We start from the raw sequence: 25,167 nt of genomic DNA, 5'->3' as shown, positions 1-25,167 counted from the left end.
TCCGGTCGCGCGCAGGTGGGAGCTGGGGGACGGGGCAAGGGCTGCACGTGTGCCGGCGAGGGACTCTTCGCTCCGGTCATGGCCGCCACTCGCGATCCAGCCAACTGCCCTGACCCGGATCGTCTCGACGTGACACCAATGCCCGAGAGCATCTCGCCGTCGGGCCTGGCGCCCGTCAGCGCCTCGAGCCAGACGTGGCAAGAGTGGAGGTGCATCACCCTGGAGCGGCTCTCCGGCGTTTCCCGCCTTCGGCCGGTCGAGGTCCAGCTTGATCAGACACGAAACGCATCGTGACGGCGTATGAGAACTGTTGGCCGAGTGGAGCTGACCTCCCTCGCAAGCCGAAGAACGGAGATAGAGATGGCCAAGTACGAGATCCTTCCGGAGCGTTGCGTCCAGACAGCAAACTGCGTCGAGGTTGCGCCGAGCCTGTTCGGATTCGACGACGACGGGGTCGTGAGCACCCTCAAGGACGGCCCGGAGGGCACGGACGAGCAGGAAGCGCTGAAGAACGCGGTACGTGGCTGCCCTGCACTCGCCATCGTGTACGACGAGTGACCCACGAGGCTGGCGTCGCACCGCGTCCGAATGGTGGCGGTTCGATGGTGAGAGGGTGGACTCGTCGCTGGGCTCCCTGCGGTCCAGCCTCGAGCACGGGTGCGCCCCGCGGGCTGCGGGCGACACGGGGACTCGAGGAGGCGACGTGAGCGGGGCCCCCACGCGGATCATCGTGCTGGTGGGCAATCCGAAGCCACGATCGAGGACGTTGGCCGTCGGTGAGCTGCTGGCCGGCCGGGTGGCGGAACTGACCGGGGCTTCGCACGACCGCACCGTGGACCTGTGCGAGCACGCCGACCGGTTGTTCCACTGGCCCGACGACGAGCTTGCTCAGCTGTCCACCGACGTGGCGTCGGCAAGCATCCTGATCGTCGCGTCGCCGACGTACAAGGCGAGTTACACCGGCCTGTTGAAGGCGTTCCTCGATCGCTACCAGACGGGCGGTCTCACCGGCGTGACTGCTGTCCCGCTCATGACCGTGGCGGATCCGGCGCACAGCCTGAGCGTGGACTTCACGCTCCGACCGCTCCTCGTCGAGCTGGGTGCCTCCGTTCCGACCAAGGGCATGTCGTTCCTGACGCCTGCCATGGACGATGCGCCGGCTCTCGTGGATGCGTGGGTGCGGGACCAGGAGCACGTTCTCAGGAATCTGTCCGCCGGATCTCGCGAGGACGCTGGCTGATCCGGACGGCAGCATCCGACGGCGGCGGGCTCCGGCCGCATCGGGCCTCGAGTGCCATCGAGGTGTCTCCTGGGGAGCGCCGGTGCTGCTGCAACTGTCCCGCCGAGACAAGCTGGCCGGATCCCCGGCGGCGCCGCCGGTGACGGCGTGCGCCCAGCACCCGCTGGCCGTATTCACCCCCACCATCTGACCCCCGACACGAGACGAGCGACATGTCCAAGCCCGCCTGGCTGACCAACCCCTGGAAGCAGAACCCCTGGTTCGAGTCCGTCGCCGTAGCTCAACGACGCGCCCGCAAGCGACTGCCCGCGTCGGTGTACGCCGCGCTGGTGGCGGGCTCGGAGCGCGGCCAGACGGTGGCGGACAACGAAGCGGCCTTCCGCGAACTGGGTGTGTCCCCGCACGTGGCCGGCAATCCGCCGGTGCGCGAACTGGGCACCACGCTCATGGGGCAGGAGATCGCGCTGCCGGTGGTGATCTCGCCGACCGGCGTGCAGGCGGTCCACCCCGACGGCGAGGTCGCGGTGGCCCGCGCGGCAGCCGCGCGCGGCACGCTCATGGCACTCAGCAACTTCGCCTCCAAGCCGGTGGAGGAGGTCGTCGGGGCGAACCCGCGGACGCTGTTCCAGATGTACTGGACCGGCGACCGCGACGTCATGGTCGAGCGGATGGAGCGGGCCAGGGCGGCCGGCGCCATCGGGCTCATCGCCACGCTGGACTGGTCGTTCTCCATCGGACGGGACTGGGGCAGCCCGGAGATCCCGGAGAAGGTCGACCTGCGCACCATGCTCCGCATGGCACCCGAGGTCGCGCGCAAGCCCCGCTGGCTGGCGACCTTCGCCCGCAGCGGGCGCCTGCCCGACCTCAGCGCGCCCAACCTGGCCCGGCCGGGCCAGCTGGCGCCGGGCTTCTTCGGCGCCTACTACGAGTGGATGAACACCCCGCCGCCCACCTGGGACGACGTCGCGTGGATGCGCGAGCAGTGGGGTGGGCCGTTCATGCTCAAGGGCGTGTCGCGGGTCGACGACGCCCGGCGGGCGGTCGATGCCGGCGTCACCGCCATCTCGGTGTCCAACCACGGCGGCAACAATCTGGACGGCACGCCGGCCGCGATCCGGATGCTCCGGCCCGTCGTCGAGGCGGTAGGGGACCAGATCGAGGTGGTCATGGACGGCGGCATCCGGCGCGGCTCCGACGTCGTGAAGGCCCTTTGCCTTGGCGCGCGTGCGGTGCTCATCGGCCGGGCCTACCTGTGGGGCCTGGCCGCCAACGGGCAGGCCGGCGTGGAGAACGTGCTGGACATCATGCGGATGGGCATCGACTCCGCGCTGCTCGGCATGGGCATCCCCTCGGTGCGCGACCTCCGGCCCGAGCACGTCGTCGTCCCCGACGGCTTCCACCAGGTCCTCGGTGCCGGTTCCGACGTGCCGGCTGTCACGCCGGGGGTGGCCGCATCGGCCTGACCCGCTCCTGGTCGGCTGAGCGCCGTGGTCCCGGCTGGACGTCTTGCTGCGGGCGGTCGGGTCGCCTCAGACTCGCCGCACGAGGTCCGGTGGTCGGCCCGCGCCCACCCCGATGACGCGCTGCGGCAGCCCTCCTCGCCATCGGATGCGCGCAGCAGTATTGGACTGCCTGTCCTGATCGGAGTTTCATGCCTCGCTACCGGTACACCGCCCCTTGGCCGGAGGTCTTCGCGGACCTTGAGATCGGTCCGAGTGCCCGGGTCATCCCGAGCGACGGGAGGGCCCTCTCGTCGCTCAGTCGACAGTCATCCTCCTGTCTGGGGACGAGATCGAACTCACCGACGCGTACGACCACGAGGCTCGCCGAACTGATCCGGCCCGATGCGGCCGCCTTGAGCACGCCCGGCCCCAGGGCAGGCATCCCGCGTACGGAGAGGAAGGCGCGATGACCTACGTCATCACCCAGGCTTGTGTCGACGTCCTCGACAAGGCCTGTATCGACGAGTGCCCGGTGGACTGCATCTACGAGGGCGAGCGGATGCTCTACATCCACCCCGACGAGTGCGTGGACTGCGGCGCCTGCGAGCCGGTCTGCCCGGTGGAGGCCATCTACTACGAGGACGACGTCCCGGACAAGTGGAAGGAGTTCTACAACGCCAACGTGGAGTTCTTCTCCGACCTGGGCAGCCCCGGCGGTGCCGCCAAGACCGGCAAGATCGCCAAGGACCACCCGCTGATCGCCGCGCTGCCCCCGCAGGGTGGGGACCACTGACGCCTCTTCGAGCCGCGCCCGGGCCGGCGGCACGTCCTCGTTCGGGTTGGGTGTACGAGGCAGGCGGTGGACTGGTGACGCCACGCGCGGCCCAGCCCCTGCACGACGAGGACCGCTGCGACATGACCAGCCTTGCGCTTCCTTGAATCACGAGCCGTGGAGCGACATCGTCGGCTTGTCGGAGGCCCACGTGGCATTCGACCTGCTCAGTCAGCGGTGCCCAACACCAGTCGTACATGTCAACATCAAGTTGCCGAGTTCATGCCTCTAGACGAGGGCGCTGCGGTGGTAAGAGCGCGGCCGCCGCAGTCGTGTACGAGTCCAGGTCGATGTCGCCGAGCACGGCGTCCTGCATGACGAGACCTGGCCCCGTGGATAACAGCACGTGCGCGAGAGTCTCGGAATCGGTCCCGGGCGGTAGGCACCCATCGTCCCGCCAGCGTTCGATGCGGTCGGCGAGCTCATCAGGGGCCCTGCCGTAGGCGCGCTGGGTGATCCGCTCGACCGAGGGCTGCGTAGTCATGGCCGTGCCCACGACTGAACCGTCCTGGATCTGACGGACGCTGGGTTCAGGCCACCGCGAGGTCCGCGGGGGTCCTGGTGTCACGGTAGTGGGGCGGTGGTCACGGCCATCGCGCCGTCGGGGGCATAGGCCTTGGCCGAGGCCCGAGACCCGGGTGACTTCGGGGCGGCCGACCTCGCCGGCCGCTGCGGCGACGTAGACCACGTGCCGGGCGGCCTCAATCTTCATCTCCATGTCGGCGAGCGTGAACTGCACGCCCGGGACGGTGCTGATGCTGGTGCCGAACTGCTTGCGGTCATTGACGTAGGCCACCGCGGCGTCCAGCGCGCCCTTGGCGATCCGACGGCCTGCGCGCCGATGGTGGGGCGGGTGAACCCCAGCGTGCGCAGCGCGGCTTTTGACCCGGTGCCCTCGGCGCCGATGATCCGGTCGGCCGGGATGGCGCAGTCGGTGGAGTACAGCTCGCAGGTGGGTGAGCCCGTGATGCCCGTCTTCGTTTCCTTGGACCCGACGGCGAAGCCCGGGTCGTCGCGGCGGACGGCGAACGCGGAGATGCCGTTGGCGCCCTTCTCCTGGTCGGTGGCGGCCATGACCGTGTATTAGGCGGACCTATACACCTAGTGGTACAGTTTCCCGTACCACTAGCCGATAGGATCCGCATGTCCGTGACTGCCAGCGAGGCGCGTCAGCGGCTGTTCCCGTTGATCGAAGAGGTCAACGCCGATCAGGTCGCGGTGGAGATCGTCTCGAAGAAGGGGACTGCCTTCCTGGTCTCGGCCGACGAGTACCGGTCGCTGAAGGAGACCGTCTACCTGCTCCAGTCGCCGCGCAACGCCGAGCGCCTTCGGCAGAGCCTGGCCGACGTCAAGGCCGGCTCGGTGGAGCCCCACGAGCTCACTGAGTGAGGATCGCGTTCACCGCCCATGGGTGGGAGGACTACACCAGCTGGGCGGACGACCGGAAGGTGCTCGCACGGATCAACCGGCTCATCCGCGAAGCGGCTCGAGACCCTGCCACGGGCACCGGGAAGCCGGAGCGGCTCAGCGGGGACCTGTCGGGCTGCTGGTCGCGCCGCATCGACCAGGAGCACCGCTTGGTGTACACGGTCGAGCGCGATCAGCTCGTCATCCTCCAGGCGCGCTACCACTACTGACCAGGGCCCATCTCAGCCTGTCGCCCCTGGGCCGCCGTGCACCCTTTATGCATCCAATATGGCCGCAGACCGCCAGCAACAGCCTGCGCTGCTCAACGAGCCGAACTGCGTTTGACCTGCTCAGTCGTCGAGTCTCAACGCCAGCCAATCACCACAAGATCAAATCGCAGGGTTATTGGTTCGAGTCCAATCGGGGGAGCAAAGGCCCAGCTCAGCGGCCTGTTCGGCTACTCCTCGGCGATAAATTTATTCGGCCGCGCATCACAAACTCATCACTTACAAGCGCGGCGGGGCTGCGACGGGCTTGCCGAGACCGCGTCCATCGAGGTCAGCCGCGCGCAACCGGCGGTGGGTGAGGCGGCAGGGCGTGGACGCCCGGCCGAGGTGCCGCACGTGAAGCCGGGCCGCTCAGGGGCCGGCGCTCAGAGGTTGCGCTGGAGGGCTGCCGCGGCCTGCGGGCTGCCGGCGCCGCGGCCGAGGTAGACGTCCTGGGTGAGGCTGGGCCGGATGTGCCCGAGGTGGTCGGCGATCTGGCGGGCGGACAGGCCGGCGTCGTCGAGGCGGGTGGCCACGGTCTTGCGGAATGTGTGCGAGGTGGCCCGGGGCGATGAACATCCTCACCTGAGATGCAAAAACGTGTGTAGCACTTGATCTTGGTTCATCTCCAGTAGCAATGAGGCGCAGGATGGCCCGGTGGGGCAGAGCACTAGGATCAATGTCGAGGCCCCGGTCGAGCAGTTCTGGGAGGTGTCGCGGGTTGCCGCGGCCTACGACCCCGTGCGTAGTGCCTGCCCGGAGCTGTCCGGCGGGAGACTAGTAGGTGCGGCGGTACTCGCGAACGGGTCGGTCGTCCGTCGTCAGCTGCCAGCGCCCGGTCACGACGCGACGGCGGATCCGCCAGCCGTCGTCGGTCTCGACCACGACGTCGTCATAGGTCCCGCCGTACCACCGATGGGCGTCGTGCTCGGGGCGGGTGTAGGGCACGAAGAACTTGCTTCTCACGTGCACTTCGCCGGGTAAATGTTCGCGCAGCAGGATGTTCGAGGCGTGGTGCGCCGAGGACCCCGCCGCGTTGGTGAAGAACTCGACGATGGCGTCGATGCCCTCGATCGGCGGCCGATCGCGCCCGACGAAGAGCACCGTCGCATCCGGAGTGAACACATCCCTCAGCCGGTCGAACTCCCCGTCGTCGAGGCAGTGGCCGTACAGCGCGAGCAGCTGGTGGATCGCCAGGACGTCGCGTGGTTCGAGATCCGTGTCAGGCATCCAGCACCTCCACCACCGTCAGGGATCGTGCCGGTGGAACTTGTTCGTGCGGGGTCGACCGTCCACTGTGTGGTATCCGGCCAGCCGGGATCACCGTGGGGCGGGGGCGAGCATCTGGCTGATCGTGCGGTGGAAGTGCTGGACGCCGGGTTCGTTGCGGCCGAAGACGAGGTCGCTACCCGACATCGCATCGAGACCGCGCTGAATGCCTTCGCCAGTGCGGTAGTCCTCGTCGAGGGTGACCTCGTAGAACCAGTCCCGAGCGTGGTCGGCCACCTTGATGTCCTCGTCGTCCAGCGGCGGCTGCCGCAGCAGGGTGTGCTGTTCGGTGGTCGAGGTGTCCCACGTGGTCCCGGGGAGAACGATCGACACCTCGACGATCCGACGCCAGCCGCCGGCGATCGCGATACCGGGGAAGAGCCATAGGATCGGCCCCACGTTCGAGGCCGGCTCCCAGGACTGCTCGGGGAGGTCGACCGAACCGCCGATCGTCTTCAACGCGAAGGCGACCCGCATGTGCGGGCCGAAGGCGTCGAAGGTGGCCATGTTGGAGTGGTTGGTCCGGAATACCGTGGTGGTGTGCAGCGACGCGAAGTGGTAGCCCTCGAGGTAGCCGTCGACGACCAGCTTCCAGTTCGGTCCGGGCAGGTGCGTGGTCCCGTGGAGGAAGCAGCGATCGAGCCCGAGGCCGTCGAGCAGCGGCGCCATGTCGCCGAGCCACTCGTCCAGATCTAGGGTCGCCGTCCGGTCGAGGGAGATGAACACGAAGCCGGCTCGCTCCACCGCCGGTAGGGACAGCAGCCCCATCGCGTCCCGGTCGACCGGCCCGAACGTTTCCTCGCCGTAAACGCCGACGAGGCAGCCGGCCAGGTCGTAGGACCAGGCGTGGTAGGGACAGGTGATCCGCCTGGCCTTGCCGACACCTTCGGGCAGCAGCTCCGCCCCCCGGTGACGACAGGCGTTGATCATCGCCCGCACGGCGCCGGAGCGGTCCCGGGTGATCAGCACCGGCATTCCGATGATCTCGACGGCCTTGTAGCTTCCCGGCTCGGGGAGCTCCGCCGACAGCGCTACCGGCAGCGGCACCCGGCGGTGGATGCCCTCGACCTCGCGACGCCAGATCTCCGGGTCGCGATAGTTGCTGACCGGCTCGATGTACTGCTCTGGTGCCTGATCGGTGGTGCTGCTCTGAAAGTGACCGACGAGCCGGCGCATCACGTTGATGGAGTCCTCCCGCAGAGCAGGCGTGAAGTCGAGCGCGGGGATGTACGGCGGCGTAGACACAGGGCTCCATGGCGTCTGGCGGCACCCGTGGGGCCGCTAGTCATCTATACGAGTAAGTGTGGCGGTCCGTCGCTCGGGCCGTCAACCCGCCGGTCCGGAGCCCCTCAATGGATGGGTGGAGTACTCGAGCACGTAGCGGACACGGTCGCCGCGAGCGCGCCTGCGGATTCTCAGGACCGGTGTGCCGAGCGCGTCGGCGGTCAGTCCCTCGCGCACCAATACCGGCGCGCCGACCCGGATGCCCAGTTGGTCCGCGTCCTCGGCGCTCGCCGCCTCCGCCCCGAATGAGCGCCACACATAGCGCAGCGGCCCGTCTGCGCGGTCGAGCAGCAGCCCGTAGACGCCGTCGGTCTCCCTCCATCGCGCCGCCACGTCCTCGAGCTGGGCGTCGGGGCCCCACGCGGTCGAGCACACCCACGGCTCACCGTTCACCTCGAGTCTGCTGTCGACCCGGCGCAGCCGACCGCGCGGATACCGCAGCTCTCCACGGACGGCATCGTTCTCGGTGTGCTCGGTGGAAATGAGCACGTCGCGGTAGCGCTGTCCCTCGGCCTCCAGTTGCGAACGCAGGCTCGTGAAGAACTCTTCGCGCGACAGAGGAATCGTCACGGCGATCGGGCTGGGCTGCTGAGTGACGAACGTGCCGGCCCCCTGCCGCGCGTGCAGCAGTCCTTCCCGGGCCAGCTCCTCGAGCGCCCGCCGCACCGTCAAGCGGTGCACGCCCAACTCGGCGGCGAGCACGGGCTCGCTGGGAAGTTTGTCGCCGGCGCGATACTCGCCGGTCGCGATCCGTTCGGCCAGGACCTGGCGCACCCGCCGGTACAGCGGCAGGTGTCCGCCCTCGGACCCGGTCATGAGCGCACGCTACTGCAGCATCGCGGATGCGCCCGGGCGCAGCCGCCAGCCCTTGTCACAGTCATCTATACGACCTATCGTGCCTCAACGCCGCGGTTCGGCTGGACGGGTGGGGGGCAGTTGTCACCCGGGCTATCCAGCAAGTCCACGTCAACCGGTCAGGAAGCACGTCATGGACCTAGGTCTCGCCGGCAGGCGCGCCATCATCTCGGGTGGCAGCCACGGGATCGGCCGTGCGGTGGCGTCCCGACTGCTCTGCGAGGGGGTGAGCGTCGCCATCTGCGCCCGCGACGAGCAGGGCGTCAAGGCGACGGTCGAGGAGCTCAGCACCCACGGCGCGATAGTCGGTCACACGTGCGACTTCGCTGACGAGCGGGCGGTGCGCCGATGGGTCGACGGCGCTGCCGAGGCGCTCGGGGGGATCGACATCGTGGTCAGCAACGCTAGCGCCAGCGGGCAGCACGGCAGCGGACCCGCCCCGTGGGAGGTCAACTTCAAGGTCGACATGCTCGGCTGCGTCGCCCTGTGCGAGGCGAGCAAGCCCTACCTGGACCGGTCGGACGCGGCGGCCATCGTGCAGATCGGAACGATCACCGCCATCGAGCACCATGACGTGCCCATCAACCCCAGCTACGGCGCCATGAAGGCCGCCACGATCAACTACATGGCACAACTCGCCCAACGCTGGGGGGCCGACGGGATCCGAGCAAACACCGTTTCCCCCGGCCCGATCCTCATCGAGGGACGAAAGTGGGACAGCCTGCGCGAGCGGCGCCCTGAAATATTCGTCCGCGACCGCGACCAGCACCCCGCCAAGCGCATGGGCACCGCGGAAGAGGTCGCCGCCATCGTCACCGTCCTGGCGAGCCCAGTGGCCAGCTGGGTCACCGGCGAGAACGTCGTCGTCGACGGCGGCTACACCAAGCGCGTCGGGTTTTGAAACGCCGCCGGAATACCGCAGATGACGAGGAACTGGCCACCAGTAGCCCTGGTGACCGGCGCTGCGTCCGGCATCGGGCGCGCGACGGTGGAGCTGCTGCTCGAACGGGGCGGGTCCGTCGTCGCTGTCGACCTGTCCGCCGCCCAGATGCAGTGGCTGGCCGGTCACGACAGGGCGGTGGTTTTCGCGGCCGATGTCACCGACGAAACTGCGAACGCGGCCGCCGTGGCCGCCGGGGAGGAGCGGTTCGGCCGCCTCGACGCCGCCGTCTACAACGCCGGCGTGCGTGGAACCGGCGACATCGAGACGGTCGACCTCGAGGTCTTCGACCGCTCGATCGCGGTCAACTTGCGCGCGGTCGTCCTCGGACTGCGTGCCGCGATCCCGGCGCTGCGCCGAGCCGGAGGCGGCTCGGTCGTGGTGACCGCCTCCGTCACCGGCCTCGGCGGAGAGCCGCGACGCTGGCCCTATGCCGCGGCCAAGGCCGGCGCCGTCAACCTAGTGCGCTCGGTAGCCATCGATCTCGCGACAAGCGACATCCGGGTCAACGCCGTGTTGCCCGGGCCGATCCGCACCGGCATGACGGCACACATCGCCGAAGGCGCCGAGCGTTACGAGTCGTTGCGGCGAATGGTGCCGATGCAACGGTGGGCCGAACCGCGAGAGGTCGCCGAGGTCATCGCTTTCCTCACCTCGCCTGGGGCGTCATTCGTCACCGGCGTGGCGCTGCCAGTCGACGGGGGCGTCACAGCAGGAAGCGGTCAGGCCCTCCCGCCGCCGCGGCTGGATGCGTAGTCCGCGCGGCACCGGACCACTTCATCGAGTCGTCCGGACTGCTGTCTTCGAGTACGACGATGGTGACGCGATCTTGACCGCGTCGCCTCTCTGCGCCCGCGAAGGGAACCGATAAGCATCGCTAAGGGCTGGCGGCCGTGGTTGCAGCTGTGGTTGCAGTTCGGGTCGTCCGCGGTTGTGCGCTCACGTTCGTGGCCGTCCATAAGCCCACTTCAAGCGGCTTCCGGAACGGCCGCGAACCGCCATGAACGCGATCATGACGGCCGGCAGTGTGCGGGCCGGCCATGTGCTGCAATTCGCCGTCGCTGGCGGGGCAGCAGTCCGGGTGGGTCGGATGTCGTGCGAAGCGGAGCTGGTCGGCGGTGAACCGGTGACCGGACGCGGGTAGGGGTCTGTCATGTCCGACTTCGAGATCACCGCCCTGGTACTGGCCGAGCACGAGGTCTTCCGGCGGGATTTCGCCGCGCTCGAGACCTTGCCCGACCATGAGCTCGCCGCGGCGTGGGAGGCGCTGCACGCCAAGCTCGAGGTGCACGCCGTCGCCGAGGAGCAGCTGTTCTACCCACTGCTCGCCCAGGAGGCGGGTGGCGAGCAGGAGACGGCGGAGGGCGTGCACGACCACAACGAGATCCGGCACGCCGCGGCCGCCGTCGTGCAGCAGCAGGTCGGCAGCGAGGGTTGGTGGGAGGCGGTGCACACCACGCGGCAGGTCAACGCCGACCACATGACCGAAGAGGAGGTGGACTTCTTTCCACCGTTCAAGGAGTCCGTCGACGAGGAGCAGCGGGAGGCCCTCGGGATGCGTTGGCTGGCCTTCCACGACGATCACGAGCAGGGCGACGGGCTGTCCGGTGAGGACGCAGAGGTATCCGAGGTGGTGGCGACCGAGGTACCGGAGGGGGAGCCGTCCCTCTGAGGACGCGGCCCCATGGGCGCGCGGTCGGCGCAGCTGTCAGCGGGCAGGTGTCTGAAATCGGGGGGACGTCCACGAGAAAGTAGCAGGAGGGACACTCCGACGGGTCTCGCCCGGTCGCCAGCAGCGCGACTTCGCGCGGGTGCCTTCGCGGACGATGTCCAGGACTCCGCAGGCGCGCACGTGCAGACCTCTGAGACGTCGTCACGCTCGGCAACGGAAGCTCGGGCGGAGGAGAGGACGCATCCTGCAGGTCGGGCCGGCGATCCTTGACCACCATTTTGACCACCATTGCGCCCTGTCCGGGGCGGCTCCCTGCGGTTCTTCGTCGTTCCGTATGTCGCTTGAGCTGCGCAGATGGACTTCCGTGAATGGCCGCGGACTCGCGGCCGACGGCTGGGGGCCAGGGGGCCGGGCGCGCGGGCCGTCTCGGGGTAGCAGGGCGGCCAGCCCGTCGCTGGCGAGCGCCGTGAGCTTGTCGACGAGGTCGGCGGCGGGCAGGCTGCGGTCGGCATACAACCAGTGCGCCGCGAGCTGGACCATGCCGACGACGCCGTACGCCCAGATCGTCGCGGGCTCCCGCTGGACGTCCGGCCGCGCGCAGCCGCTCGGCCATGATCGCGGCCCGGGCCTCGGCGATCTCCCGTTGAGCGGCCGCCACCGGGTCCACCGGTCGGTCGCGGCCCGCGTAGACGAAGCGGTACAGCGAGGGCTCCTCCTCGATCAGCCGGACGAGAGCCGTGATGACCGCGCGCAGCCGGACCCGCCCGTCATTGCGCCCGAGCTCCAGTTCGTGCAGCAGTCGGGGGAGCAGGATCCGTCCGAGGACTCGCTCGAGGACGGCGTCGACGATCTCGTTCTTGTCAGCGAAGTAGCGGTAGATGACCGTCTTGGAAACTCCTGCACTACGGGCGACGTCGTCCACCGCAAGCTCTGGACCTGTGCGCCGGACCGCTTCCAGCGCGGCGTCGACGAACTCCTCGCGGCAGGCCCGACGGTGCTCGGTCCAGCGGGCGCTCCGGCCGTCGGGGCTGCAGCGGCCTACTGTCCACGGCTCATGCTCAGCGCCACCTCCCTTTCCGTGGCCAGCCGACGTGCGCTCCCTTGCACGGGCGAACGGGCATTGCCCGGTTCATGGCCCTGACGGCATGACAGTTGGAGACGCCGTCACGCCCAGCAACGGGCGAATCGGCTGCCGAGGACCCGTGTCTGGGTAGCCTCGTGGCGGCAGCCTTACAGGTGGACAGGCAACCGAACCCTGGGCAGACCCTCCCGTGCGCGGTTCCGATCGGGCGACTCGGCCCCTACTGTGGCCGTGCACGGCCACGGGGGCCGGTGCACTGCCGCCACCGGAGCCACTGCAGCATGACCTTCCTGATGCCGAACCCACGGCGGCCCGGCGCAGACCGTCCACCGCGACCGGGTGTCGCGGCGCCGGACGGACTCGATGGGATGGCTCTGGTGATGCTGGCGTTCGACGCGGTTCCGGTCGCACTGGCCGTCACCGCCCTCGACGGTCAGGTCGTGCGGGTCAACCGGGCCATGTGCGATCTGCTGGGCTACCCGGAGGACCGGCTGCTGGGCCACAGCTACCGCACGCTCACCCACCCCGAGGACCTGCCGTTGGACGAGCAGGCGGCCAGCGCACTGCTCGCCGCGAACGGCCCCGGTCCAGCTGTGGAGAAGCGGTTCCGGCACGCCGACGGACACTTCATCTGGGCGCGCGTCACCGCCACCCTGATCAAAGGTGCCGACGGCGCCGCCCTGGGCGCCTCCGTGGTCATCGAGGACATCGCCGAGCGGCGCCTGCGGGACGCCGAACTGTCCCGGCTGGCGCTGCACGATCCGCTGACCGGTGCGCGCAACCGGGCGCGGCTCGACGAGGACATCGAGCGCGCGCTGCGCGCCCGCGACAGCGCCGGCGGCGTCGTCGCCGTCCTCTACCTCGACGTCGATGACTTCAAGAACATCAACGACCGCCACGGTCACGTCGTCGGCGACCGCGTGCTGATCACGCTGACCGCCCGGCTGCGGGACGCGCTGCGCGAGCAGGACACCGTCGCCCGCCTCGGGGGCGACGAATTCGTACTGGTGGCGCACCTGCCGACCGCCGCGGACGCCGACGAGATGCGCATTCGCGTCGAGAAGCTCTGCGCCGACCCACTGCACCTGGCCGAGCTGACGCTGTCGGTTCACGTCAGCGTCGGCATGAAGGTCGTGGCCACCGACGGCAGCAGCGCGGCCCAGGCTCTGTCCGACGCCGATGACGACATGTACGAGATCAAGAGGAACCGCAAGCGCTACGCCGTCGCTTAGCGCGGGCTGTCGTTTGCCGTGCCGTGACCGTTGCTCGACCGGCCGCTGCCGGATGCCGACCCGTCATTGCGGTTGCCATTGACGTGGTTCGCCTGGTCCACGCACGGCCGTCGCCGTCCAGCCCCCCGCCTGAGCAGGGCTCTCTTCGTCTCCCCGCGCTCGACGAATCGAGGGGTTGCAGTGCTGGTCGCAGTTGCTCCGCCCTACTTGTCAGCAGCAGCGCGCCGCATCCGGTCGGCGGTCTCGCGGGCGAGGGCGGCTGACGTGGTTGTGGATGTTGAGGCGCCAGCCAGTGGGCGGTCACCCCTCGGCACAACGCAGCCGCCACTGCGGCGGCGCCTGCGTTCAGAGGATCAGTGATCTCGGCGGGCCCGGCTGTCGGTGTGGACGTGCTCGCCGTGCCAGTCGTCGTCGCCCTCGGGCTCCTTGGCCAGCAGGGCGCGTATCGGAGCGCACCAGCCGGCGAGGTCGGGGCAGCGTGGGAGTCGGCGGGCTTCAGGTGTGACGGGCCGACCCGGGAGGACTGTCGCCTGCGATTGATCGCGGCGCCGTCCTGGCCACCTGTCTTGCACCATGGGATGAGCGTGCCGGCAGTCTCATGGGCAATCCCGGTTCCTGCGTGAATCATGATCGCTATGGCAAAGAAGACCGTCGTCACCTTGGTCGATGACCTGACCGGGGAGCCGGCCGACGCCACGGTGCGCTTCGGTCTGGATTCCCGCGAGTACGAGCTGGACCTCACCGATGCGAACGCCGCGCAGCTGCGGGACTCGTTCGCTCGCTACATCGCCGTCGCACGCAAGGTCTCTGGTAAGAGTCGCGCTGCGGGGGCTGCCGGGGAGCCGGCCAAGCCTTTCAGCGGATTCGACCCGGCCGCGGTTCGCGCCTGGGCCGCCAGCAACGGCTACACCGTGTCCCCACGTGGGCGCATCAAGGCCGAGGTCCTGGAGGCCTTCCGCGCCGCCGGAAACTGAGCTCTCCGGAAGGGACGGAGGGTCGGTCCCAGGCGTGACGCCGGGCCGCTTGCGTCGTGTGAAGGCCCGGAGGCTTCCGCAGGTTGGACACCGTCGGCCCCGTCGAGCCCGCTAGCACATTGTCGTTGCACGTGGCCTTGTTCGAGGCGTTGCCACCCTCGCGTCAGGCCCCGACGAGCGACCGCCAGCCCCGGACGGCGAGCCGGTCGGTGCCTGCACGCGCCGCAAGACCCGCGGCCGCCGTGGAGGACAGGGACCGGATTTCTGCTTCGTCGACGGTGACCAGTACCCCGCCGTCCACCGCGAGGCGGCCGTCGACGTAGACCCGATCCACCTCGTCACCCCGCTGGCTGTAGACCAGCGAGGAGACCGCTGCGTGCACTGGTGTGAGGCAGAGGTTGGACATGTCCAGCACCACGACGTCGGCCCGCTTGCCCACCTCCAGGGATCCGATCGACTCGTGGAGACCCAGTGCCCGGGCGCCGTCGATGGTCGCCATCTCCAGCGCCTTCTCCGCCGTCATGATCTCCGGGTCGCGGTGCACTCCCTTGTGCAGGAGGGCGGCAAACTTGATCGCCTGCAGCATGGAGTGGTTCGACGACGATGCCGGCCCGTCGGAGCCCAGGCCCACCGTGATCCCGCGTCGGTGCATCGCAGGAACCGGCGCGAACCCCGACCCGAGGTAGAGGTTCGAGCACGGGTTGTGCGACACCTTGGTGTCCGACTTCTGGATCATGTCCAGGTCCTGCGCATCGACCTGCACGCAGTGCACGGCCAACAGGTCCGGGCCGAGCAACCCGGTGCGGGCTGCGAAGGGCACGTCCCGGTCGCCGAATCGACGGACGGACTCCTCGACGTCGAACGGCGACTCGGACAGATGCATGGTCACGAGCGCTCCGGTGTGCTCGGCCAGCGCTCGGGTCTCCCTCAGCGTCGCCTCGTCCACCGTCCAGCTCATGCACGGTGCCAGACCCACGGTGACCCGTGAGCCGGGGGAGTTCCACTCGTCGATGAGCCGCTCGGCGTCGGTGAGGGCCACGTCGAGTGACTGGATCAGCTCCGGCGGCGCGCCGACGTCGGCTCCCGCCGTCATGTAGCCCCGTGCCATCACCCCGCGGATGCCGGCGTCCGACATCGCTGTCGCGACCGCGTCGCCGAGGCCGGCCCGGGGGTGCACGTACATGAAGTCGAGCAGGGTCGTCGTCCCCGTGGTGAGCGCCTCCGCGCACCCGTGCAGCGCCCCGGCGTAGCAGTCCTCGGGGGTGAGGTGCACCGCTGACGGGCCGGTCATGGTCCGGAACCAGTCCGACAGGACTCGGTCGTCGCCCAGCCCCTTGAGCAGCGTCTGAAACAGATGGGTGTGGGTGTTGACGAAGCCTGGGAGCACCACCCGCCCCGCGCAGTCGACGACGTCGGCGTCGGGGTGGGCCGCCAGGACCTCGGCCGTGGGGCCGACGGCGAGGACGGAGTCGGTGAAGGCCACCGCCCCATCCGCAACCACGCGTCGGGCGGCGTCCATCGTGATGACCGTCGCCCCCGACAGAACGGTGACGGTCATCGGCCGCCCCGGATGGGGATGACCGTCGTGCGTCCGATCACCGCGTCGCGCCGCTACCGGATGGGGCCCGTGAGCCGGCCGACCGCATCAGCTCCCACACCGCTGCCGGCGTGAGGGGCGTGCGGGTGACGGTGCAGCCGAGGTGCTCGATGGCATCCGCCACGGCGTTGGCCACCGCTGAGTGCCCGCCGATCGCACCGCCCTCGCCCATGCCCTTGACGCCGAGCGGGTTCAACGGGGACTTCGTCTCCAGGTGGCCGATCTCCACGTCGGGAACGTCGAGGCTTCCGGGGAGGAGGTAGTCCAGGAAGGACGTCGACGTCGGCTGGCCGTCCGAGCCGTACACGAGCTCCTCCATCAGCGCGCCGCCGAGCCCCTGGGCCACTCCGCCGACGATCTGCCCCTCGGCGTTGCGGGGGTTGACGATCGTGCCGGCGTCGTTGACGACGACGTACCGGGTGACCGCGGTGACGCCGGTGTCCGGATCCACCTCCGCCTCGGCGATGTGGATGCCGTAGGAGTAGGGCGCGGCCATGGTCTCGAAGTACTGCACCGACTCGAGGTCGGGCTCCATGCCTTCCGGCCGGTTCCCGCCCGGGGTGGCCGCCGCCGCGATCTCCGGCCAGCTCACCCGGGTCGTCGGTACACCGCGGACATGGGCGTAGCCGTCCTCAAGCACCATGTCGGCCGGGTCGGCCTCGACCAGATGGGCGGCCAGCGCCAGGGCCTTTTCGCGGACCTTCGTCGCGGCCATGACCACGGCGGTGCCCGCCATGACCGCGTTCCGGCTGGCGTAGGTGCCCATACCGTGGGCGAGCCGTCCGGTGTCGCCGAACACGACCTTGATCGAGTCGTGCGGCACCTGGAGCTCGTCGGCGGCGATCTGCGCCAGCATCGTGGCGGTGCCCTGCCCCTGAGGGGCGGCGCCGGAATTGATCGTCACCTCGCCGGTCGGATCCACCCGCACGCTGCCGCCCTCGAACGGGCCGGTGCCGGTCAGCTGGTGGTAGACGCAGATCCCGAGGCCGATGAGCCGCCCCTCCTCTCGGGCCGCCTGTTGGCGTGCGGCGAAGCCGGCGTAGTCGATCATCTGCAGCGCCTGTTCGAACCCCGCGGGGAAGCTGCCGCTGTCGAAGATCACGGCCGCCTCCAAGGACACCAGGCCGGTGTCGTAGGGCAGCTCCTCGGGCGTGATCAGGTTTCTCCGGCGCAGTTCGGCGCGGTCCATGCCGAGCTCGCGGGCAACGATGTCGAGCAAGCGTTCCCGGGCGAAGGTCGCCTCGGGCGCGCCGGCCCCGCGGTAGGCCGAGGCGGGGGCCTTGTTCGTGGACGCGCACACGGCCTCCACTTTCACGGCCGGCACCCGGTAGATGCCGGCGAGGCTGGTCCCGGCCAGGGAGGCATTCACCAGCCCGAGCGGTCGCTGGTAGGCGCCGCAGTCGGTGATGTGCCGGGCCCGCAGGCCGAGGATCGTGCCGTCGTCCCGGAGGGCTATCTCGACCTCGTGGATCTGCTCACGCGAGTGCGCGATGGTCAGAAAATGCTCGTTGCGGTCCTCGATCCACTTCACCGGCCGGCCGACCCGTCCGGCGGCGAACGGCACGAGGAAGTCCTCGGGGTAGAAGTCGGCCTTGATCCCGAAGCCGCCACCGATGTCGGGGGTGATCACCCGGATCGAGCGCGCCGGGACGGCGAGCATGCCGGCCAGCACGGTGCGCATCGTGTGCGGCCACTGCGTGGAGGCCCAGATCGTCATCTCACCCGTGACGACGTCGCGGTGCCCGACGACGCCGCGGGTCTCCATCGGGATGCCGGTGTAGCGCTGCATGTCCAGCCGCTTGCTGATGACCCGGTCTGCGGCGGCGAAGGCGGCCTCGACGTCGCCGCTCTCGTACACCATGGTCGCCGCGACGTTGTCGGGGGCGTTCTCGTGCAGGATCGGCGCGCCGGGCTGGATGGCGGCGTAGGCGTCCACCACCGCCTCGAGAGGTTCGTAGTCGACCTCGATCAGCTCCAGGGCGTCTTCGGCGATGTGCCGGCTCTCCGCGACGACGACCGCCACGCCCTCGCCGACATAGCGGACCGTGTCGGTGGCGAGCGGGTACTGCGGAGCGGGGCGAAAGGACTCAGGGGAGTAGAAGAACGGGATGCCCGGGGGGTGGGGCCCGAGGTCGGCCGCGGAGAAGGCGTCGACCACGCCCGCCATGTCCCGCGCCGCGCTCACGTCCACCGACCGGATGCGGGCGTGCGCGTGCGGGCTGCGAAGCACCGCCATGTGCTGCACCCCGGGAAAGCGGATGTCGTCGACGAAGGCGGCCTCCCCGCGCAGCAGCCGCGGGTCCTCCATGCGCCGGACGCTGGCGCCGACCATCTTCACGCCCATGTCAGCGCTCCCACGTCTCGTCGGCGGCCCGGACCGAGCGCACGATGCCCTGGTAGCCGGTGCACCGGCAGAGGTTGCCGGAGAGCGCCTCCCGGATCTCCGGGTCAGTGACCCCCCGCTTCTCCCGCAGGAAGTCGTAGGTGGTGAGCAGGAAGCCGGGCGTGCAGAACCCGCACTGCAGGCCGTGGTGCTCCCAGAACGCCTGTTGGATGGGGTGCAGCTCGTCGCCAGAGGCCAGGCCCTCGACCGTGGTCAGCTCGGCTCCGTCGGCCTGGACGGCGAACAGCAGGCAGGCCCGGATCGGTTCGCCGTCCATCAGCACCGTGCAGGCGCCGCACACGCCGTGCTCGCAGCCGATGTGCGTGCCCGTGAGGCCCAGGTCCTCGCGGAGAAAGTCGGCGAGCGAGTGCCGGACCGGAACCGTCCGTTCGTGCACGGCCCCGTTGACCGTCACCCGGACCGCCATCTCCCTCACGCCGGCGGACGCCGCGGCCCCTCCCGAACCGGCAGCCGTGCGCTCGTCCAGGTCCATCATGTGCTCGCTCTCCCGGCCGGCCAGTGCCGGCCCTGCTCGTCGGGATGACCGGATGGAGGAGGCGCCGGGCGTCACGCCGCGGGGGTGACGGCCGTGCCACCCGATCCGGTGGCGTCGGTGAGCGCCCGCCGGAGGAGGTGGCGGGCCAGTGCACGGCGGTACTCGGCCGGGCCGTGGGTGTCGGACAGCGGATCGAGGGTGGCGACGAAGTCGTCGGCGAGCTCGGCGATGGTGTCCGGCTGCGGTACCTGACCGAGCAGCCCCTCGACGATGGCGGGCGCCTGCACGGTGCTGGGCGCGACGCCCGCAAGGCCGATGCCGGCCCGAGTCACCCGGCCGTCGTCCATGGACAACACCGCGGCGACGGCCACCTGGGCGAAATCGCCCCGGCGACGGCTGACCTCGACCAGGCAGCTCCGCGTCCCGGCCGGCCAGGCCGGGACCCGCACCTCGGTGAGCAGCTCGTCCGGGGCGAGGCAGGTGGTGAAGTACCCCTCGAAGAAGTCCTCCGGTCCGACCTCACGTTCCCCGTCCGCGGCGCGCAACACGAGTGTGGCGCCCAGCGCGCTGACCGCGGCGGGAAGCTCCGCGGCGGGGTCGGCATGCGCCAGACTCCCGCCGATGGTCCCGCGGGCCCGGATGTGCAGGTGCCCGATGTGGCCGGCCGCCTCGCGCAGCAGGCCCCAGCCGCCGGCGGACCCGGGGATCGCGGCGGACAAGCGGGTCTCCAGGGCCCGCTGCCGGGTCATCGCACCCACGCGCAGTTCGCCGTCCGTGACGTCGATCCCGTCCAGCCCGACGACCCGATTGATGTCGACCAGCACGGCCGGCCGCGCCAACCGGAAGTTCAGCATGGGCACCAGGCTCTGGCCGCCGGCGAGCACCTTCGCGTCGTCGCCGTGCTCGCGCAGGACGTCGAGCGTCTCCTCGACGCTGGTCGGGGCGAGGTAGTCGAAGGGAGCTGGTTTCACGGACCATCCTCCTGCTCTCGGGGCGCCGACGTCCTGACGCGAGCCCGACGACGTCATCGTCGGGACTTCACGGTGCAAGCGCCACGGACGTTGTGGTGCGGGTTGACAGCGGGAGACTGGACGTTTCGTCCGCCGCCTGCTGAGGTCGACGGCGTGACCATGACGCTGGCCGAGGTCCTCGCCCTGGACGTCTTCCGGCGGGCAGGCCCTGAGGTGGTGGTCGGCGAGGGACTGCTCGACCGCCCGGTGCGCTGGGTGCACACCAGTGAGCTGGCCGAGGCGGCGTACCTGCTGCGGGGCGGGGAGCTGCTGCTGACGACCGGCCTCGGCATCACAGGCCGCGGCGCGGTGGGCGAGGCCGCCTACGTCGCGGCGCTGGCCGAGCGGGGGGTGGCCGCACTGGCGTTGGAGCTGGGCTGGACGTTTCCCGAGGCGCCGCGGGCGTTGGTCGATGCGTGTGCGGAGCACGGGCTGCCGCTGCTGGTTCTGCGCGAGGTCGTTCCGTTCGTCGAGATCACCGAGCAGGTGCAGACGGCGATCCTGGAGCGCACAGCGGGCACGGCGCGCAGGGGACGTGACCTCCGACAGGTGCTGACCGATGCGTTGCTCGACGGTGCCGGGCCGCAGCAGCTCATCGCCGTGCTCTCCGATCTGCTGTCGGCACCGGTCGTTCTGACCACCGCAGAAGGCGCGCTGGTCGCCGCCGCGGGATCGGACCCGGATGGGGGGGAACGACGCGGACGCCCGGTGGCCCGCCGCGACGTCGTCCTGCTCGACCGCCACTGGGGGCACGTCGCCGTGCTGTCGCCTGCGCGCGCCGACGACCCGCTCGTCCTCGCGGCGTGCAGTTATGGCGCCGAGGCCCTCGGCCTGGCCCTGTTGCGCTCGGCCGCCGGCGCGGACCTGGAGGTCCGCCGGCGCCAGCTGGTCGACGACCTCATCGAGCGGCGCTGGCGTACGCCCGGCGAGCTGGTCGCCCGGGCCCGGGTGCTGGGGCTGCCGTTCACGGCCGACGGCCGGTACGTGGCCCTGGTGATCAGCGACCTGAATGCGGCGGATCCCGACGCCGTCGTGCGAGCGGTGGTCGGCGCCCTGGCGCCGGGCACGGCCCTCGTCACCGACGTGGGCGAGGACGTGCTGGCCGTCGTCCGGACGTCGGCGGTGACGGCCACCGCCGGAGCGGTGCTGCGCGCCGTGGACGCCGCAGGAGCCGACTGCGCCCGGGTGGTGGCCGGGACGGTGGTGGGCAGGCTGGAGGACGTCGACCAGTCGATGGCACGGGCCCGGGCCGCACTCGTGCTCACCGTCGGCGGGGAGCGGGTCGTGACGGCGGCGGGCATGACCGCCCGGCTGTTGCTGGCCGGCGTCCGCGAGGAGCCGCTGGCCCGTCAGCTGGTGCAGGAGGAGATCGGCCGGCTCGCCGAGCACGACGCGGCCCACGCCAGCGAGCTCGTGCGGACGCTGCGGTTGTACCTGGCCCATTCATCGTCGAAGGTGCAGACCGCACAGGCGCTGCGGCTGCGACGCCAGACCCTCTACGGCCGGTTGCAGCGGATCGAGGAGCTCATCGGCGACTTCTCGGCTCCGCACCGGCACACCGCCCTGGTCCTGGCGCTGGCCCTCGAGGAGCTGGCTGGCTGAACTGCCGAGGGCGATCGCGCGTGAGGCGTCGTCCTTCTTCCCGGCGGTGAGCACTCCGGCGGCCGGCCCCAGCGGCTGGGGCTCGAGTCGGTCCGCTGGCTCAACGGCCGGTCAACCCGCCGAGAGGACCGCCACCCAGCTTCGCGATGAGTTCCTGTGGCCCCAGGCCATAGTCAGACAGCAGCTGCGCATGCTCGTCCGTGTCCATCTGGTCGGGCAGTTCCTGGGCGGCCCGCTCAGCCTTTCCCTCGTCGCCCTTGGCGCGCAGAAGCTCCAGGACCTGCTGCTTGTCGATCAGCATGACCCCTGCAGTACCCAACGCCGCAAATGCCCACTCCGTGGGTCGGCAGCCGTGGACGTCGCTGGAGGGCGCGACGAGGACCGTCAGGACGGCGAGCTCAGCGACCCAGGTGTCAGCGAGGTGACCGGTCGAGCACCGCATCGACCGCCGGCCGCGCATGCGCTTCGGCTGGCGCAGCCCGGCATGTGTGATGGAGGGGGAGCTGGCAGGCTGCGGTCGGCCCGAGCCGACATCGGCGTTGGACTGCGGTGAGCCCGCAGATGTCCGAGGCAGGCGATGGGTCAGCGCCGCCCGCGACAGCCTGGCTATCGGTGAGCGCAGTTCAGTCGGTCGTTAGACAGCCTCAGGTCGGTGCCACTGTGGTGGCCAATTCACGCAGTTCAGGACTGTTCGAGGCGGTTCGTTGCCGACCGCACTTCCGCCTGAGCTGGGCAAATGTACAGCAGCGCACCTCCCCGGACCCCTACCAGCCGCCCTGGCAGTGGGGGGCGCCGAAGAGTTCGAGACGATTGGACTCAAGGGCCGGGACGCGTCACCTCAGCAACTTCCTGCCGTGGCCTCACTTGGGAGGATGGATGGCCGACTACACCGCGACCGCGATCAGCGAGGGCGACCACTGGGTGATCGACGTGCAGGGCGTCGGTTCCACTCAGGCTGACAGCGTCGAGGACCTCAAGGAAGCGGCTCTCGAACTGATTGTCGAGATGGCCCACATCGCCCCCGAGGAAGCACACATCGAGTTGCGCATCGTCTGATGGGTCATCGGTGAGTGACGATTCGACGGGTCGGGTTGCGACTCGTCGCTCTAAACACACGGGTAGGTCACGGACACCCCGCGGGCCGAGGGCCTCGGTGTGCCTGGAGCGTTCGTGCTCGAAGCCTGCCTGACGCTGGCGGCCTGAGCTCGGAGCAAGCGGATTCGATCGGAGGGATCCTCGTGGACTTCGCGCTGTCGGAGGACCAGCAGGCCATCCGGACGGCCGTCGCCGAGCTGGCCTCGCGCTTCGACGACCAGTACTGGATGCAGAAGGACCAGGCGCACGAGTTCCCGACGGAGTTCTACGACGCCGTCGCCCAGGCGGGCTGGCTCGGCATCACCACCCCCGAGGAGTACGGCGGGAGCGGGTTCGGCATCACCGAGGCCTCCCTGCTGCTCGAGGAGGTCGCCGCCTCAGGTGCCGGCATGAACGGCGCCAGCTCGATCCACATGTCGATCTTCGGCATGCACCCGGTGATCGTGCACGGCTCGGAGCAGCTGAAGCGGGAGAACCTGCCGCGCATCGCCAGCGGCGACCTGCACGTGTGCTTCGGGGTGACCGAGCCCGGCGCCGGCCTGGACACGACCAGGATCACCACCTTCGCCCGCCGGGACGGCGCCGACTACGTCGTCAACGGCGCGAAGGTCTGGATCTCCAAGGCGATGGAGTCCGAGAAGATCCTCCTGCTGACCCGGTCGGCCAGGTACGAGGACTCCCCGCGCAAGACCGACGGCCTGACGCTGTTCTTCACCGATCTCGACCGCGACCACGTCACCATCCGACCCATCCCGAAGATGGGCCGCAACGCGGTCACCTCCAACGAGCTGTTCATCGACGACCTGCGGATTCCCCAGGAGCACCGGGTGGGGGAGGAGGGGAAGGGCTTCACCTACCTCCTCGACGGCCTCAACCCGGAGCGGTGCCTGATCGCGGCGGAGGCGCTCGGCATCGGCCGGGCCGCCCTGCGCCGGGCCGTCCGGTACGGCAACGAGCGGGAGGTGTTCGGCCGGCCGATCGGCATGAACCAGGGCATCCAGTTCCCGCTGGCCGACTCCCTCGCCCGCCTGGACGCCGCGGAGCTCATGCTGCGCAAGGCGACCTGGCTCTACGACCAGGGCCTGCCGTGCGGCCGCGAGGCCAACACCGCGAAGTACCTCTGCGCGGACGCCGGCTTCCAGGCCGCCGACCGCGCGCTGCAGACGCACGGGGGCATGGGCTATGCGGAGGAGTACCACGTGGCCCGCTACTTCCGGGAGGCGCGGCTGACCCGGATCGCGCCGATCAGCCAGGAGATGGTGCTGAACTACCTCGGCACCCACGTCCTCGGCCTCCCGCGCAGCTACTGAGAACGGTCGACGGCGGGACCCTCGCCTGATGTTCGATCCCACTCCCTATGTCCGGCCGGGGATGGAGTCTGGTGGGTACAGGCGCGCGCCGAGCCGGGGGCGCTCGTCGACGGGCGACCGCACCTCCCCGGTACCCGGTCGCGGGCGAGCGGCCGGGTACCGGGGACGCCGGATCAGGCGAGAGCGCGCTGAAGCGCATTGCGGCGGAGCTCCGCTCCCGGTCCGGGTGGCGCGGCCGGCTGATGGGAGACGTCGGCCCGGTGCAGCCGTCGTCCGCGGGTCCTGCGCGTGCCCCGCGGTCGCGCGCAGGACCCGCGGCGCCTCAGCGCACGGGTGCGTGATTGAAGCCGGGAAGGACCAGGTGCCCGGCGTCCACGGGCAGGGTCACCCCGGTCACGGCCGCGGCCAGGTCGGAGTTGAGCCACAGCGCGGCGTTGGCGATCACCTCCGGGGGCAGGAACGTCGTCCCCTTGAGGGCCCCGTAGTGGTAGCCGCCCTCGATCATGTCGGCCTCGGTGCCGCCGGGATGCCCGGCGAACATGTCCCAGGCCCCCTGGTGATCGGTCATCGGCGTCCGGATGGCGCCGGGATGGATGCTGTTGCACCGGATGCCGTACGGCGCCAGCTCGAGGGCGATGGTGCGCATGAGGCCGACGACCCCGTGCTTGGCCGCCGTGTAGTGGGCGAAGGTGGGGCCGCCCTCGAGGCCGTTGACCGACGAGATCAGCACCATCGAACCGGTCTGCCGCTCGATCATGTGCGGCGCCACCGCCTTGGCCGACCGCCACACCCCGGTCAGGTTGACGTCGAGCATGTCCTGCCACTGCTCGTCGGTGAGCTCCCAGAACAGGCCCCCGGTCCAGATCCCGGCGTTGGCGACGAGGATGTCGATCTGGCCGAACTCCGCGACGCCACGGGCGACAGCCTCGTCCATCTGCTGCTGTGACCGGACGTCGGCGACGACGCTCAGCGCCCGCCGGTCCAGCGCCTCCACCTGGCGGACCGTCTCGGCGAGGTCCTCCTCGCGGGCCATCTTGTAGTCGACCGTGCCGACCTGGTCGGCGATGTCGACGACGATCACGTCGGCACCTTCGCGCGCCGAGGCGACGGCGTGCGCGCGTCCCTGTCCGCGGGCCCCGCCGGTGATCAGCGCGACCTTGCCCTCGAGCAGACCCATGGC

25 protein-coding genes and 1 pseudogene are annotated in these 25,167 nt (G+C 70.1%); 14 read left to right on the top strand and 12 right to left on the bottom strand.

Annotated features, from left to right (window positions below; all coding sequences use genetic code 11):
• Nucleotides 1-360 precede the first annotated feature (360 nt).
• The 4 genes from ACWIYF_RS19365 to fdxA all read left to right on the top strand — a co-directional run bounded on the left by ACWIYF_RS19365 (nucleotide 361) and on the right by fdxA (nucleotide 3,475).
• Nucleotides 361-558, top strand: a complete 198-nt coding sequence (locus ACWIYF_RS19365) for a ferredoxin (protein ID WP_448624462.1) — start codon at nucleotides 361-363, stop codon at nucleotides 556-558.
• Between the two features lie 145 nt (nucleotides 559-703).
• The gene (locus ACWIYF_RS19360; RefSeq protein ID WP_448624461.1) at nucleotides 704-1,240 is read left to right on the top strand and encodes an NADPH-dependent FMN reductase; all 537 of its coding nucleotides are present in this window, start codon (nucleotides 704-706) and stop codon (nucleotides 1,238-1,240) included.
• Between the two features lie 212 nt (nucleotides 1,241-1,452).
• Nucleotides 1,453-2,703 (top strand): pre-mycofactocin synthase MftD, encoded by a 1,251-nt coding sequence (mftD, locus tag ACWIYF_RS19355; protein WP_448624460.1) that lies wholly within the window; start codon nucleotides 1,453-1,455, stop codon nucleotides 2,701-2,703.
• A gap of 445 nt (nucleotides 2,704-3,148) precedes the next feature.
• Nucleotides 3,149-3,475 (top strand): ferredoxin, encoded by a 327-nt coding sequence (gene fdxA, locus ACWIYF_RS19350; RefSeq protein WP_448624459.1) that lies wholly within the window; start codon nucleotides 3,149-3,151, stop codon nucleotides 3,473-3,475.
• 259 nt (nucleotides 3,476-3,734) lie between these two features.
• Here fdxA and ACWIYF_RS19345 read toward each other — a convergent pair whose 3' ends face one another.
• Nucleotides 3,735-4,310: an acyl-CoA dehydrogenase family protein gene (locus tag ACWIYF_RS19345; RefSeq protein WP_448624458.1), complete on the bottom strand. Its 576-nt coding sequence runs from the start codon at nucleotides 4,308-4,310 to the stop codon at nucleotides 3,735-3,737.
• On the bottom strand, nucleotides 4,223-4,588 hold the full coding sequence (locus tag ACWIYF_RS19340) for a hypothetical protein (protein WP_448628805.1): 366 nt from the start codon (nucleotides 4,586-4,588) through the stop codon (nucleotides 4,223-4,225). Before ACWIYF_RS19340 ends, ACWIYF_RS19345 begins: the two co-directional genes overlap by 88 nt.
• Nucleotides 4,589-4,663: 75 nt before the next feature.
• On the opposite strand from ACWIYF_RS19340, the gene ACWIYF_RS19335 reads away from it, so the two are divergent.
• Both ACWIYF_RS19335 and ACWIYF_RS19330 read left to right on the top strand, forming a co-directional pair.
• The gene (locus tag ACWIYF_RS19335) at nucleotides 4,664-4,903 is read left to right on the top strand and encodes a type II toxin-antitoxin system Phd/YefM family antitoxin (protein WP_448624457.1); all 240 of its coding nucleotides are present in this window, start codon (nucleotides 4,664-4,666) and stop codon (nucleotides 4,901-4,903) included.
• The gene (locus ACWIYF_RS19330; protein ID WP_448624456.1) at nucleotides 4,900-5,151 is read left to right on the top strand and encodes a Txe/YoeB family addiction module toxin; all 252 of its coding nucleotides are present in this window, start codon (nucleotides 4,900-4,902) and stop codon (nucleotides 5,149-5,151) included. The genes ACWIYF_RS19335 and ACWIYF_RS19330 overlap by 4 nt, the downstream gene beginning before the upstream one ends.
• A gap of 422 nt (nucleotides 5,152-5,573) precedes the next feature.
• Here ACWIYF_RS19330 and ACWIYF_RS19325 read toward each other — a convergent pair.
• From ACWIYF_RS19325 to ACWIYF_RS19310, 4 genes and pseudogenes are all read right to left on the bottom strand, one after another.
• A pseudogene (locus ACWIYF_RS19325) lies at nucleotides 5,574-5,744 on the bottom strand (site-specific integrase); the annotation flags it as partial.
• Between the two features lie 220 nt (nucleotides 5,745-5,964).
• A complete protein-coding gene (locus tag ACWIYF_RS19320; protein WP_448624455.1) occupies nucleotides 5,965-6,417 on the bottom strand; it encodes a nuclear transport factor 2 family protein in 453 nt (150 codons plus the stop codon).
• Nucleotides 6,418-6,507: 90 nt separating this feature from the next.
• Nucleotides 6,508-7,632, bottom strand: a complete 1,125-nt coding sequence (locus ACWIYF_RS19315) for an aromatic ring-hydroxylating oxygenase subunit alpha (RefSeq protein ID WP_448624454.1) — start codon at nucleotides 7,630-7,632, stop codon at nucleotides 6,508-6,510.
• Nucleotides 7,633-7,782: 150 nt separating this feature from the next.
• The gene (locus ACWIYF_RS19310) at nucleotides 7,783-8,556 is read right to left on the bottom strand and encodes a GntR family transcriptional regulator (RefSeq protein ID WP_448624453.1); all 774 of its coding nucleotides are present in this window, start codon (nucleotides 8,554-8,556) and stop codon (nucleotides 7,783-7,785) included.
• A 172-nt stretch (nucleotides 8,557-8,728) separates the two neighbouring features.
• Between ACWIYF_RS19310 and ACWIYF_RS19305 the strand changes: the two genes are divergently transcribed.
• The 5 genes from ACWIYF_RS19305 (at nucleotide 8,729) to ACWIYF_RS19285 (ending at nucleotide 14,494) form a co-directional block, all read left to right on the top strand.
• On the top strand, nucleotides 8,729-9,496 hold the full coding sequence (locus tag ACWIYF_RS19305) for an SDR family NAD(P)-dependent oxidoreductase (protein WP_448624452.1): 768 nt from the start codon (nucleotides 8,729-8,731) through the stop codon (nucleotides 9,494-9,496).
• Nucleotides 9,497-9,547: 51 nt separating this feature from the next.
• A complete protein-coding gene (locus tag ACWIYF_RS19300) occupies nucleotides 9,548-10,291 on the top strand; it encodes an SDR family NAD(P)-dependent oxidoreductase (RefSeq protein ID WP_448624451.1) in 744 nt (247 codons plus the stop codon).
• Nucleotides 10,292-10,688: 397 nt separating this feature from the next.
• The gene (locus ACWIYF_RS19295) at nucleotides 10,689-11,207 is read left to right on the top strand and encodes a hemerythrin domain-containing protein (RefSeq protein ID WP_448624082.1); all 519 of its coding nucleotides are present in this window, start codon (nucleotides 10,689-10,691) and stop codon (nucleotides 11,205-11,207) included.
• 1,449 nt (nucleotides 11,208-12,656) lie between these two features.
• A complete protein-coding gene (locus ACWIYF_RS19290; RefSeq protein ID WP_448624450.1) occupies nucleotides 12,657-13,520 on the top strand; it encodes a diguanylate cyclase domain-containing protein in 864 nt (287 codons plus the stop codon).
• Between the two features lie 635 nt (nucleotides 13,521-14,155).
• On the top strand, nucleotides 14,156-14,494 hold the full coding sequence (locus ACWIYF_RS19285; RefSeq protein WP_448624449.1) for a histone-like nucleoid-structuring protein Lsr2: 339 nt from the start codon (nucleotides 14,156-14,158) through the stop codon (nucleotides 14,492-14,494).
• Between the two features lie 163 nt (nucleotides 14,495-14,657).
• Here ACWIYF_RS19285 and ACWIYF_RS19280 read toward each other — a convergent pair whose 3' ends face one another.
• The 4 genes from ACWIYF_RS19280 to ACWIYF_RS19265 all read right to left on the bottom strand — a co-directional run bounded on the left by ACWIYF_RS19280 (nucleotide 14,658) and on the right by ACWIYF_RS19265 (nucleotide 19,941).
• Nucleotides 14,658-16,052: an amidohydrolase family protein gene (locus ACWIYF_RS19280; protein WP_448624448.1), complete on the bottom strand. Its 1,395-nt coding sequence runs from the start codon at nucleotides 16,050-16,052 to the stop codon at nucleotides 14,658-14,660.
• 37 nt (nucleotides 16,053-16,089) lie between these two features.
• Entirely contained in the window at nucleotides 16,090-18,435 is a 2,346-nt protein-coding gene (locus ACWIYF_RS19275; RefSeq protein WP_448624447.1) for a xanthine dehydrogenase family protein molybdopterin-binding subunit, read from the bottom strand.
• A gap of 1 nt (nucleotide 18,436) precedes the next feature.
• Nucleotides 18,437-18,901 (bottom strand): (2Fe-2S)-binding protein, encoded by a 465-nt coding sequence (locus ACWIYF_RS19270; RefSeq protein WP_448624446.1) that lies wholly within the window; start codon nucleotides 18,899-18,901, stop codon nucleotides 18,437-18,439.
• Between the two features lie 140 nt (nucleotides 18,902-19,041).
• Nucleotides 19,042-19,941, bottom strand: a complete 900-nt coding sequence (locus ACWIYF_RS19265) for an FAD binding domain-containing protein (RefSeq protein ID WP_448624445.1) — start codon at nucleotides 19,939-19,941, stop codon at nucleotides 19,042-19,044.
• A gap of 159 nt (nucleotides 19,942-20,100) precedes the next feature.
• Here ACWIYF_RS19265 and ACWIYF_RS19260 point away from each other — a divergent pair, with 159 nt between their 5' ends.
• Nucleotides 20,101-21,582 (top strand): PucR family transcriptional regulator, encoded by a 1,482-nt coding sequence (locus tag ACWIYF_RS19260; RefSeq protein WP_448628769.1) that lies wholly within the window; start codon nucleotides 20,101-20,103, stop codon nucleotides 21,580-21,582.
• 100 nt (nucleotides 21,583-21,682) lie between these two features.
• Here the strand turns inward: ACWIYF_RS19260 and ACWIYF_RS19255 are convergent, their stop codons facing one another.
• Entirely contained in the window at nucleotides 21,683-21,883 is a 201-nt protein-coding gene (locus tag ACWIYF_RS19255) for a hypothetical protein (RefSeq protein ID WP_448624444.1), read from the bottom strand.
• A gap of 575 nt (nucleotides 21,884-22,458) precedes the next feature.
• On the opposite strand from ACWIYF_RS19255, the gene ACWIYF_RS19250 reads away from it, so the two are divergent.
• Entirely contained in the window at nucleotides 22,459-22,638 is a 180-nt protein-coding gene (locus tag ACWIYF_RS19250; protein WP_448624443.1) for a hypothetical protein, read from the top strand.
• Between the two features lie 182 nt (nucleotides 22,639-22,820).
• The gene (locus tag ACWIYF_RS19245) at nucleotides 22,821-23,987 is read left to right on the top strand and encodes an acyl-CoA dehydrogenase family protein (protein WP_448624442.1); all 1,167 of its coding nucleotides are present in this window, start codon (nucleotides 22,821-22,823) and stop codon (nucleotides 23,985-23,987) included.
• A 322-nt stretch (nucleotides 23,988-24,309) separates the two neighbouring features.
• Here the strand turns inward: ACWIYF_RS19245 and ACWIYF_RS19240 are convergent, their stop codons facing one another.
• Nucleotides 24,310-25,164 (bottom strand): mycofactocin-coupled SDR family oxidoreductase, encoded by an 855-nt coding sequence (locus tag ACWIYF_RS19240; protein WP_448624441.1) that lies wholly within the window; start codon nucleotides 25,162-25,164, stop codon nucleotides 24,310-24,312.
• Nucleotides 25,165-25,167: the final 3 nt, after the last annotated feature.

Source organism: Geodermatophilus sp. URMC 64 (genome assembly GCF_053502555.1).
This window is presented reverse-complemented; position numbering and strand designations above follow the sequence as displayed.

What these genes read in the sequence shown, in the direction of transcription:
- ACWIYF_RS19365 (WP_448624462.1), top strand. Translation starts at nt 361, where the DNA reads ATGGCCAAGTACGAGATCCTTCCGGAGCGTTGCGTCCAGACAGCAAAC.
- mftD (WP_448624460.1), top strand. Translation starts at nt 1,453, where the DNA reads ATGTCCAAGCCCGCCTGGCTGACCAACCCCTGGAAGCAGAACCCCTGG.
- fdxA (WP_448624459.1), top strand. Translation starts at nt 3,149, where the DNA reads ATGACCTACGTCATCACCCAGGCTTGTGTCGACGTCCTCGACAAGGCC.
- ACWIYF_RS19340 (WP_448628805.1), bottom strand. Translation starts at nt 4,588, where the DNA reads ATGGCCGCCACCGACCAGGAGAAGGGCGCCAACGGCATCTCCGCGTTC.
- ACWIYF_RS19320 (WP_448624455.1), bottom strand. Translation starts at nt 6,417, where the DNA reads ATGCCTGACACGGATCTCGAACCACGCGACGTCCTGGCGATCCACCAG.
- ACWIYF_RS19315 (WP_448624454.1), bottom strand. Translation starts at nt 7,632, where the DNA reads ATGCGCCGGCTCGTCGGTCACTTTCAGAGCAGCACCACCGATCAGGCA.
- ACWIYF_RS19310 (WP_448624453.1), bottom strand. Translation starts at nt 8,556, where the DNA reads ATGACCGGGTCCGAGGGCGGACACCTGCCGCTGTACCGGCGGGTGCGC.
- ACWIYF_RS19305 (WP_448624452.1), top strand. Translation starts at nt 8,729, where the DNA reads ATGGACCTAGGTCTCGCCGGCAGGCGCGCCATCATCTCGGGTGGCAGC.
- ACWIYF_RS19295 (WP_448624082.1), top strand. Translation starts at nt 10,689, where the DNA reads ATGTCCGACTTCGAGATCACCGCCCTGGTACTGGCCGAGCACGAGGTC.
- ACWIYF_RS19290 (WP_448624450.1), top strand. Translation starts at nt 12,657, where the DNA reads ATGGCTCTGGTGATGCTGGCGTTCGACGCGGTTCCGGTCGCACTGGCC.
- ACWIYF_RS19285 (WP_448624449.1), top strand. Translation starts at nt 14,156, where the DNA reads ATGGCAAAGAAGACCGTCGTCACCTTGGTCGATGACCTGACCGGGGAG.
- ACWIYF_RS19280 (WP_448624448.1), bottom strand. Translation starts at nt 16,052, where the DNA reads ATGACCGTCACCGTTCTGTCGGGGGCGACGGTCATCACGATGGACGCC.
- ACWIYF_RS19275 (WP_448624447.1), bottom strand. Translation starts at nt 18,435, where the DNA reads ATGGGCGTGAAGATGGTCGGCGCCAGCGTCCGGCGCATGGAGGACCCG.
- ACWIYF_RS19270 (WP_448624446.1), bottom strand. Translation starts at nt 18,901, where the DNA reads ATGGCGGTCCGGGTGACGGTCAACGGGGCCGTGCACGAACGGACGGTT.
- ACWIYF_RS19260 (WP_448628769.1), top strand. Translation starts at nt 20,101, where the DNA reads ATGACGCTGGCCGAGGTCCTCGCCCTGGACGTCTTCCGGCGGGCAGGC.
- ACWIYF_RS19255 (WP_448624444.1), bottom strand. Translation starts at nt 21,883, where the DNA reads ATGCTGATCGACAAGCAGCAGGTCCTGGAGCTTCTGCGCGCCAAGGGC.
- ACWIYF_RS19250 (WP_448624443.1), top strand. Translation starts at nt 22,459, where the DNA reads ATGGCCGACTACACCGCGACCGCGATCAGCGAGGGCGACCACTGGGTG.
- ACWIYF_RS19240 (WP_448624441.1), bottom strand. Translation starts at nt 25,164, where the DNA reads ATGGGTCTGCTCGAGGGCAAGGTCGCGCTGATCACCGGCGGGGCCCGC.